This is a genomic window from Trinickia sp. (assembly GCF_051961175.1).
In the GTDB taxonomy this organism is placed as follows: Bacteria; Pseudomonadota; Gammaproteobacteria; order Burkholderiales; family Burkholderiaceae; genus Trinickia.
This window is the reverse complement of the sequence record NZ_JBQCDN010000258.1, coordinates 1-8463: the sequence shown is the minus strand read 5'-3', so window position 1 is coordinate 8463 and position 8463 is coordinate 1. Positions and strand designations below refer to the sequence as shown.

General features: G+C 61.5%; 9 protein-coding genes. 4 read left to right on the top strand and 5 right to left on the bottom strand.

The window, feature by feature from the left end:
- The first annotated feature begins 601 nt into the window (after positions 1-601).
- Positions 602-1000 (top strand): transposase, encoded by a 399-nt coding sequence (locus ACTHL0_RS15585; protein WP_440567712.1) that lies wholly within the window; start codon positions 602-604, stop codon positions 998-1000.
- Between the two features lie 744 nt (positions 1001-1744).
- On the opposite strand, the gene ACTHL0_RS15580 is transcribed toward ACTHL0_RS15585, so the two are convergent.
- Positions 1745-2056 carry a hypothetical protein gene (locus ACTHL0_RS15580; protein WP_440567711.1) on the bottom strand — a complete coding sequence of 104 codons (312 nt, stop codon included), beginning with the start codon at positions 2054-2056 and terminating at the stop codon, positions 1745-1747.
- A gap of 241 nt (positions 2057-2297) precedes the next feature.
- Here ACTHL0_RS15580 and ACTHL0_RS15575 point away from each other — a divergent pair, with 241 nt between their 5' ends.
- From ACTHL0_RS15575 to ACTHL0_RS15565, 3 genes are all read left to right on the top strand, one after another.
- Positions 2298-3017, top strand: a complete 720-nt coding sequence (locus tag ACTHL0_RS15575; RefSeq protein WP_440567710.1) for a YdcF family protein — start codon at positions 2298-2300, stop codon at positions 3015-3017.
- A 156-nt stretch (positions 3018-3173) separates the two neighbouring features.
- Positions 3174-3458, top strand: a complete 285-nt coding sequence (locus tag ACTHL0_RS15570) for a hypothetical protein (RefSeq protein ID WP_440567709.1) — start codon at positions 3174-3176, stop codon at positions 3456-3458.
- Positions 3459-3621: 163 nt separating this feature from the next.
- Complete coding sequence (locus ACTHL0_RS15565) at positions 3622-3879, top strand: DNA-binding protein (RefSeq protein WP_440567708.1); 258 nt, start codon at positions 3622-3624, stop codon at positions 3877-3879.
- A gap of 546 nt (positions 3880-4425) precedes the next feature.
- Here ACTHL0_RS15565 and bamC read toward each other — a convergent pair.
- From bamC to ACTHL0_RS15545, 4 genes are all read right to left on the bottom strand, one after another.
- Positions 4426-5646, bottom strand: coding sequence for an outer membrane protein assembly factor BamC (gene bamC / locus ACTHL0_RS15560; protein WP_440567707.1), 1221 nt, complete (start codon positions 5644-5646; stop codon positions 4426-4428).
- Between the two features lie 145 nt (positions 5647-5791).
- On the bottom strand, positions 5792-6031 hold the full coding sequence (locus ACTHL0_RS15555; RefSeq protein WP_440567706.1) for a hypothetical protein: 240 nt from the start codon (positions 6029-6031) through the stop codon (positions 5792-5794).
- Positions 6032-6105: 74 nt separating this feature from the next.
- On the bottom strand, positions 6106-6537 hold the full coding sequence (locus ACTHL0_RS15550) for a hypothetical protein (RefSeq protein WP_440567705.1): 432 nt from the start codon (positions 6535-6537) through the stop codon (positions 6106-6108).
- Positions 6538-7327: 790 nt separating this feature from the next.
- On the bottom strand, positions 7328-8212 hold the full coding sequence (locus ACTHL0_RS15545; RefSeq protein ID WP_440567713.1) for an SDR family oxidoreductase: 885 nt from the start codon (positions 8210-8212) through the stop codon (positions 7328-7330).
- Positions 8213-8463: the final 251 nt, after the last annotated feature.

Here is an 8463-nt window from a genome sequence, read left to right as displayed (position 1 = left end):
CCCAGCCGGACGAAGCAGCGGTTTTCCGGAGAAGGCGCCGCGTGACTGAACGCCATCTTACGCAAAAAGACCCGGGGCGTAAACAGTGAATCGAAGACGGCCGCCGTGGCATAAAACCTACCACAACTCAAATATTGGGAAGCCCTTCGACCAGCCCGATCGCTGGTACGGGTCGGCGTCTTTTGCTGCAATCGCAAATCAACCCGCATACGTGGCATGCGCCCGCCGCAAGCAAGAATCCCCCGTTCCCAGCAAAACCGTCCTCGCGAATTTATCGCATTGCAATATGCGGGCGTGATCGCACCTGGCGGGCGCTCCCCTGCACTAGATTGGTGATTGCCCTGATTTCCGCGCCCGGCATTTTGGCGTCTTATACGCCCCTAGCTGACGTCCCCCCAAGGCCGTCGCGACGGGGCTTCCAAGCATTTGCCACCGACATGGCATGCTTCATGCGTTGCTCGGCACGCTGCGGTAGGCGCGCCGCTCGATGATCGACATCGTTCCCGGCGCCCCACCGGCTCGCTCGATACCCGACAGGGTGTCTCAAGGGTGCGCGGCACGGGGCAGTGCACCGGGGTCAGTTTCGCTGAGGTGAGGACATATGGTGTTCGACGATTTGAGAGATAACGAGTGGGCGCTGGTCGAAGCGCTGTTCTGCGCCGAACCTGCGCGGAGCGAGCGCCGCGGACGCCCGCGCGTCGAAGCGCGCGCCGTGGTGAATGCGGTGCTGTGGGTATTGTCCACCGGAGAAGGTTGGTCGAAGCTGCCGGGGCGCTATCCGTCGCCGCCGACGTGCCGGCGCCGTTTCGACGAGTGGCAGGCGGATGGCACGCTCATGGAAATCGTGAAACGCCTCGATACGTGCGGGCGCCAAGTCTCGCTGCGTGGCCGGATTGGCGCGACTGCGGTCAAGCCGCCCGCGCCGCGAAGCCCGGACCGCTTGCGCGGTGCGTTCTGGACGAATCCGGAATCGTGGCGGGCACCGGTCAAGATGGCCTGATCGGGCCGATCCTCAATACCAATTACACGCCCGCGCGACTCGCGCGGGCCAACGCGTTCATGCGGGGCAAAGTGTTTATTTAACGACGCACGCCATGCGCGTTTGCCCGTCGGCGGCAGCCATGCCCGAATGCCGCCACCCTTCCTTTCTCGTCAGCGGACGCGCGCACAATACCGCTGCACCGAAACATCCATTTACTAATATTTACAGCGTCCTTTCGTCGCGACGCTTATCGTGTATTTATGCCGACACGTCGCCGGTATTTCGCGCCGGACATTCCGAATGAAGGCAGCAATTTACGCCGCCGGCATGCTGATTTGCAGTGCCGGCATCGTGCTGGCGGACGCGTCGCTTGCCCACGGGCCGCCCGCCCGCGCCCCTAGGCCGCGGCCGCCCGAGATGCGGGCCGATTGGCCAGCGCCGCCCCCGAACGCGCCGGTGGGCGCGTCCGCCCCGCGTGGCAATTTACGCGGCGATATCGAGAACAACGCACGCTGGAACGGAGACGCTACGCACCGTCGCTCACCGCCGCGACGCTAATCGATACCCCTCATGTTCGACTGATGCAATTGGAATCAAAATGACGGGAACCACTCGCCGTTCGGCTAGTCGGAGTGATTGCCATGAGCACAGCGTGGCAGCAGAAATATCCGGTACCCGTATCCTCGCGATACGGGTTTTTTTTGGGGCGTTCGCAGCAACGGTGAAGAAATAACAGGCTGAGCGCGAAGCGGTGCGCGCGAGCTAAGACCGCAGTTCAATGGCGGCAGCGGCCTCGCTTGGGATGTATTCGCACGCCTTTGCATCCGTCCAGCTCAGCGCGCGCTCCTCGCGAGCCAGGCGATTGAATTCCGCGCGCCCTTTGTCCGTCAGCACGGCGATATCGACAGGCGCATGAAAACCCGCTCCCGGCGCAACCGTGCGCTGGCGGACCGTTTCCATCAAGCCCAGGCCCCGCAAATATTGGAACACGCCAGGACGTTTGGCCCATGGAACCTGACGATATTGCACTCGCCTAAGCGCTTCGAGCACCGCTTCGTTGGAATACGTGGTCATCTCGACTCTTTCTTAAAGTGCGGCCGCCGTCACGCCTGACGGCGCATGCCTTACGGCGGCCGGTACAGGTGAGCGCCAGCCGTCGAGCCGGGGCGGTAACCGGGTGTGCCGGTTCCGTCATGCTATTTGCCTATAATCGGGCGCTTCATCTCGCATCGGAATGCGAGCACGCCCCTGGTCCATTCAATCTATCGCCGCTGCATCCGGCACATCCCCGAAACCATACGTTACCCTATCTCAATTGATCATATTCACTTTATTCGCGCTTTTTTCAGCGGTTTTCGTGCTATGGCGCCGCGCCAGGATGGCGATCGCCGTCGCGGGCCTCACCCTGTTTTGGCTGCTGTCGGCCGGCTGGCTGACTGCCCCGCTGCTCGCCTCAGTTCAGGACGGGGCCTCACAAGCCCCGCCGCCCCGGTTCGGGCCGCGGACTGTGATCGTCGTGCTCGGCAGCGGGACGCGAATCGATCGGGACGACACGCTCGTCCCGCAACGCGACGCATTGCCGCGCATCGCACTCGCGGCTTCTCTTTACGCGCAATGTAAGGAGCAGGACCGTCAGTGCCAAGTGATCATGAGCGGCGGCAATCCGCAGGCGCATCCCGCCTCCGAAGCCGACACCTATGCACCGTATCTGCTGCAGGCACATATCGCGCGGGACGATCTCGTCCTCGAGAACAAGAGCCAGACGACGTATGAGAACGCAGAGTACGTCGCACGCATTTTGCACGGCGAACGTTACGATTCGTTGATGCTTGTCACGTCGGCCTATCATATGCCGCGTGCACTAATGGATTTTCGCCGGTTCGGTCTCGCGCCCGAGCCGGTAGCGTCGAGCGGACGGGTGGCGCGCCGCGGCCTGCTGCCGCGCCGGTCCAACCTCGCCGCAGCCAACACCGCGCTGCATGAACTAATCGGTATCGCCCAGTTCCATCTGTATAGCGCGTTAGGCTGGTTTTGACGATCGAAGTCCCGACATGTAACGATACGTAACGGAGCGTCGCATTTGCTCCACACGAATCGCGTACTTGGGCTTATGCTGGGTAGAATTTGCAATGTCCAGCCGGACGGGCAGCATCTGGACCACCATCCATCCACTTTTCGCACGGAGGCAATAATGAAGAAAGCGTCCCTGACTGTCATGTTCTCCCTTTCGCTGCTCGCCGGCGCCGCTTACGCTCAAACCGATGAAGGCGGTGTGACGATGAGCACGGATCCGTCCAAGGCGGCCGACGTCGAACAACGGGCGCAAGCGCTTCAGCAGCAGCAACAAGAAATGCCGATGAACGAAAGCACGCCGATGAAGCATAAGTCGATGCACCACAAGCCGATGCACAAGCATGCGGCGAAGGGCAAGGCGAACGCGGAAAAGGCGGAAGCCGCCAGCGGCGCCAGCGAATAACTGTCTCGAATGCTGCGGCGATGCGCCGCGGATGCAAAAAGAGCCGAAGCCGGTCTACCGGCTTCGGCGCTGTGCGTTTGACCGGAGGGCCCGGCCTGTATGCTAAAGTCGCGCACCCGAATATTTCGCAACCCCGCGTGCACCAAGGTGCGGAGAGGACAGCATGAGTAACATCCAGTTGGACATCGAATGGACTGAAGCGGCATCGCGCAAGATCGAGAAGCTGATGCCACGCGGTTCGCAAGAAGCGTTTCTCGCCTTGCCGCCCGTCGAATGCTTGCCGATGGAAGGCGACGTTCTCTTTCTCGGCCCCGCGGGCAAGCAGCAGCCGTTCATTGTGGTCGAGCGTCAGTACCATCATGACGGCGACGCAGACTGGACCATTATCTTGATCCTGGACATTCCGCAAACTAATCACTAAGGCCGGCTACATGCGCTTCGTTCGTTGTCCTAACGAACGGCGAACGAACGGTGCGGCGCGCAGCTCGAAAAAATACCCGCGCTCCGTGGAGCGCGGGTAAAACCATCGCCCTACGAGGATAGGCGACGGGGCCACCGTCGCTCGCGTGCAAACGCGAGCCGTGTCTTTTCGAGGCGACATACGAATGACTTCGGACAGCCATTCCATTGCGGATGCGCGCCTATCCTGACGCTTTGCCCCTCCGCAACGGCACCTTTGTATCGGATCGAAGGCCGCCTCATTCTCCCTGCATTTTTGCCCTGCTCCGCATAGAAAAGCAGCTTGCGTGCCACCCTCAACGCGGCATGCAATCGACTGATTTTTAAAGACAAATCTAAACCGCGATGACATGAAACGTTTCATGCCGGAAACGGCGTGGCGACACGTTACGGCGTAACGTCAGGTGACATAAGGGGGTGCGCCCTACCGGGCGCACAAAAAAAAGAACCCGCCGAAAATGGCGGGTTCTTGTCGCAGCAAACTCGTACAGCGTTCGTCTAGTGTCGATTAGCGCAGTTGATCGACGAGCAACGACATGATTTCCTTGGCGGGACGCGAATCTTCGACGTTGCCCTTGTCGTCCACGACGGCGACACGCGTTTGGTTTTCGGTCACGGCCTTCACGTTGACGAAGTATTGCTTCGCCACCTTCTCCTTGCGGCCATGGAAGACCTGGCTCCAGAAGCCCTGCTCCTCGGAGCTCTTGTCGCGCGGGTCCACATAGCGGATTTGGTAGAGGCCCTTCGCGCTGTCGCGATCGTCGATCGTGAAGTTCGAGCGATCGAGGGCGATGCCCACGCGTGCCCAAGCCTGCTCGTACGATTCGTCCAACGTCAGTTCGGTCGACGTGTATTGCGCGTTGGTGTCGGCATTTTGCGACGTGGGCGATTGGCCAGCCAGCTCTGCGTTACGAGCCGCGACGGCGGCTGCAGCGGCATCCGGCTTGCCGGCCTTTGCTGCAGCGGTATCGCTGGCCGGATTGGCGGCGATGTCGCCAGCCACCGGGCCAGCCTTATCGCCACGCGCATCGGCCAGTGCGAGCCCCGCCATCAAACGCTTCAGATATTCGAGCTCGAGCGCGGGATCGTTCGGCTTCGACTGCCATTCCGTCGTATCGCTGTTCGCGCTGCTTAGCGCTTCGCGCATACCCTTTTGGCTAATGAACACATATGTGCCGCCATTGGGCGCCGCTTCGAGACGCGTGCGGAACTTGTTGCGTTCGGCCGCCACGTAGGCATTGCCCATTGCCTTCGAGAGCGTGTTGCGGATCAGCCCCAGATTGATTTGGGGGCGCGTTTCGTTCCAGTCCGTTTCGAGCACGTGCTTGTCGCGCTGATCGACGACGAGCAGGAAACCCTGCTCTTGCCAGAACCGGCGGATACGCGGCCAGACTTCGTCCGGCGAACGGTTATCGATGACAAGCCAGCTTTCCGTGCCGTCGCGCTGGATGTGCATGCCCTTGGCCGGCGGCATGACAGCGGTGTCGGACGGAGCGGCCTTCTGCACTTGTGCGAGCGCCGAGGCCGACGTTTCGCCGCCCTGGGGCGGCAACGACCGTTGATCGGAGACTTCGTTGAGCAGATCGGGCGGGACGGCCAGCGACGCCTGCTTCGATTTCGAATCGCTCTTGTAATCAACCTTGGTGGGAGACGAGGTGCTGCAACCGGCAACGAGGCCGCCGGCCAAAAGCAAAGCGGCGAACCGCGAGGTAAAACGAAGATCGATCATGTTCGGGAAATCCTTGCGCTTTCGCCGCCAGTGTGTGAATGAATCAGCCGAGCATTTTACCGGGCCCGGCGAGGCATGTGTAAAAACACACCGCGGACCGAGTCGGCGCCGATGATTTCCGCCTGCGTGACGGCGCGCGGCGGCCTCAGTGGCCGGGCGAGCCGCCTTGCTCGAGGATATGTTCGAGTGCCGCCGACTTCGCCGCCTCCTCGGCTTGCTGGGCGGTGGCGAACGGGCCGCGAGCCACGTGAATCACCGGCCAATCCGCTTCGTCGCCCGGCTCGCCCGATACCCTGAAGCGCGCCGCATAGCCGTTTGGCGTGGCCGGCACGATTTGAATATCGACCGAGACGCCTTCCATTTGATGCCGCACGAAGCCATCCATGGCCGCCTCCTCGTTCAAGTGGAACGGACAATCGCGATCATGCTAGCACCGTACGGCACTCGGTTCGCTCGATGCTAGTCCGCATCGGCGGACGCCGAGGACGCAGGATTGGCGAGTTCGGGGGGCGAGAGCCAGCGCATTGCCGTCAGCTTGTCGCCCTCGAACGTGCATTCGATCGCGGCCAGCTTTTCGTGGTTCTTGTCAGCTTGTTTATCGGCGGGGTTAGCCGGTTTGGCCGCGGGATTGTCCGCAGCCTTCGACACCCTCGCGTCCGACGCATCCGTTGCTGCCGCGGCTGTTTCGAACGTGCCCTCGACGACGACGCGTGAGCCGCCGATGCCGACACCAACGTTCGAAATCGACAGGGTTCCTGGCGGCATAGCGTTGGCGACAGCTTGACGCATTTGTGCCTTGCACGCGCTCGGATTGGCGTACAGGGTGCAGCCGCCAGCCAACAGCGGCGCGATCAGGAGCAGCGCGAGCAGTGAGCGCGGGGGCGTGTTCATGGGGGGATCCTGGTTACCAAGGGGCGCGCCATTTTAGCCGAGGATGCGCTCCGGCATGGTCGATCCCAATCTCGGTACTGGCGCCCTAGTCGTATTCGATGCGACCGGTGGTAGAATCGCGTCCGCCCTGCCCGGGTGATGAAATTGGTAAACATAGCGGACTTAAGCAATTGAGTGCCCGGTTGGAAACGGCCGGTGCAGAACCCTTCAAATTCGGTGAACCCCCTGGCCTTTTCCGTGCGCATGCGCGGTGTAGGCGACGAGGCAACGCCGAGCCAAGCCCGAAAATCCGGCCACAAGCCGTTTCGCGGAAGGTGTAGAGACTAGACGGGGGGCGCCTAATTCGGTGCGCACGAATGAGTTCAGTTTCGTGTGCGGCGAGATGGCGAAGGCATAGTCCAGCGCACGAACGGTGATGTCTGTTTAAACACCATCGCCGGCATCGAAAGATGCAGTGTGACGAAAATCCGCCGCCTCACGGCTTGCCGGTTCGAGTCCGGTCCCGGGCACCAGGGATATGTTCCGGCTTGTGCCGATGGATTCCGAGAAACCCCGCTAGATCACGGTCTTGCGGGGTTTTTTGTTCCTTTTCCGACCGGTTTGGTCCTTCGACAGCCGGGGTACACGGTGGTACTTTTGGTGGTACTTGGCGCACTCTCGCCCTTCTACCGCCGCTGATCGACGACACGTTGGTGATTTCACCGAATACCTGGGGATTCGTCACTGCAAGCGTGGCCGCGTTGCCGTACAGCACGCCCTTGACGTTGACATCCACCACGCGAGTGCACTGCTACGAGAAATAGGCCGGGTGGTCCAAATCGGCGATGAGCCCCGGTTGTTGCGGCTTCCAGCCGAGCAGGGACCGGGTTCGCTCGCTCGACGCCGGGATGTCCATCATGGCGAACCTGAACCAGCCGAAATGCTCCTCCGCCTCTTCAGGCGACTTCGAAACGACCGGGACGTTCAGGTGTCGGCCGATCACTTCGGCGATTGCCTTGACCGGCACGCCCTCTTCGGCGATGGCATGGAAAGGCCCCCCTTGCGCGCCGTGTTCGAGCGACAGCCGGAAGACGCGCGCCGCGTCAAGGCGATGCACTGCGGCCCAGCGATTAGAACCATCACCGACATAGACAGAGACGCCTTTTTCCCGGGCGATGTCGATCAGCATCGGCACGAAGCCGTGTTCGCCGTGACCATGCACCGACGGAGGAAGGCGCACCGCCGACGCGCGCACCCCGCGCGCCGACAGTGCGATGGCGGCCTCTTCGGAAGCGCGAGGCCATGTGGGATCGAAAACCTGCACCATGTCCTCGGTCACGAGACGACCTCGCGCCAGCAACCCGGTGCCGCTCGTCACGAGCAACGGACGGTCAGAACCTTCGAGCACGCCGCCGATCGTCTCGATGGCGAGCTTGTCCACCAAACAGTTCTCTGCGAACTTCGAGAAATCGTGGTTGAAGCCGGTGTGGATCACACCGTCCGCAGCCGCGGCGCCGCGACGCAGGATGTCGAGATCTGCCAGTGTGCCGCGCAAGACTTCGGCGCCTGTGGCGGCAAGGGCTGCCGCCTTCTCTTCCGAACGACACAGGCCGATCACCTGATGGCCAGCGGCGATCAGGTCGTTCACGACGGCCGAGCCAACCCAGCCGGTCGCACCAGTAACAAATACACGCATGATCAAAATCTCCTTCTGGAATTGCGGAAGTAAGCTGCGCACGCCGAGAACGGCGATACACAGAGATAGGACGAGGCTCGAAAGTAGGGAAAGCACCCGATCGAAAGTAGACCAGTGCTAACTTTCGGCTCATAATCTATCCGCGTAAAGAAGTTAACTTATACAGGTATAGCTCCTAACCGGATGAGCACACCAGCCACAAACGACAACGCTCTTGGTGCCTATTTGAAGGATCGCCGCACCAGGCTCGA

What these genes read in the sequence shown, in the direction of transcription:
- ACTHL0_RS15585 (WP_440567712.1), top strand. Translation starts at nt 602, where the DNA reads ATGGTGTTCGACGATTTGAGAGATAACGAGTGGGCGCTGGTCGAAGCG.
- ACTHL0_RS15580 (WP_440567711.1), bottom strand. Translation starts at nt 2,056, where the DNA reads ATGACCACGTATTCCAACGAAGCGGTGCTCGAAGCGCTTAGGCGAGTG.
- ACTHL0_RS15570 (WP_440567709.1), top strand. Translation starts at nt 3,174, where the DNA reads ATGAAGAAAGCGTCCCTGACTGTCATGTTCTCCCTTTCGCTGCTCGCC.
- ACTHL0_RS15565 (WP_440567708.1), top strand. Translation starts at nt 3,622, where the DNA reads ATGAGTAACATCCAGTTGGACATCGAATGGACTGAAGCGGCATCGCGC.
- bamC (WP_440567707.1), bottom strand. Translation starts at nt 5,646, where the DNA reads ATGATCGATCTTCGTTTTACCTCGCGGTTCGCCGCTTTGCTTTTGGCC.
- ACTHL0_RS15555 (WP_440567706.1), bottom strand. Translation starts at nt 6,031, where the DNA reads ATGGATGGCTTCGTGCGGCATCAAATGGAAGGCGTCTCGGTCGATATT.
- ACTHL0_RS15550 (WP_440567705.1), bottom strand. Translation starts at nt 6,537, where the DNA reads ATGAACACGCCCCCGCGCTCACTGCTCGCGCTGCTCCTGATCGCGCCG.
- ACTHL0_RS15545 (WP_440567713.1), bottom strand. Translation starts at nt 8,212, where the DNA reads ATGCGTGTATTTGTTACTGGTGCGACCGGCTGGGTTGGCTCGGCCGTC.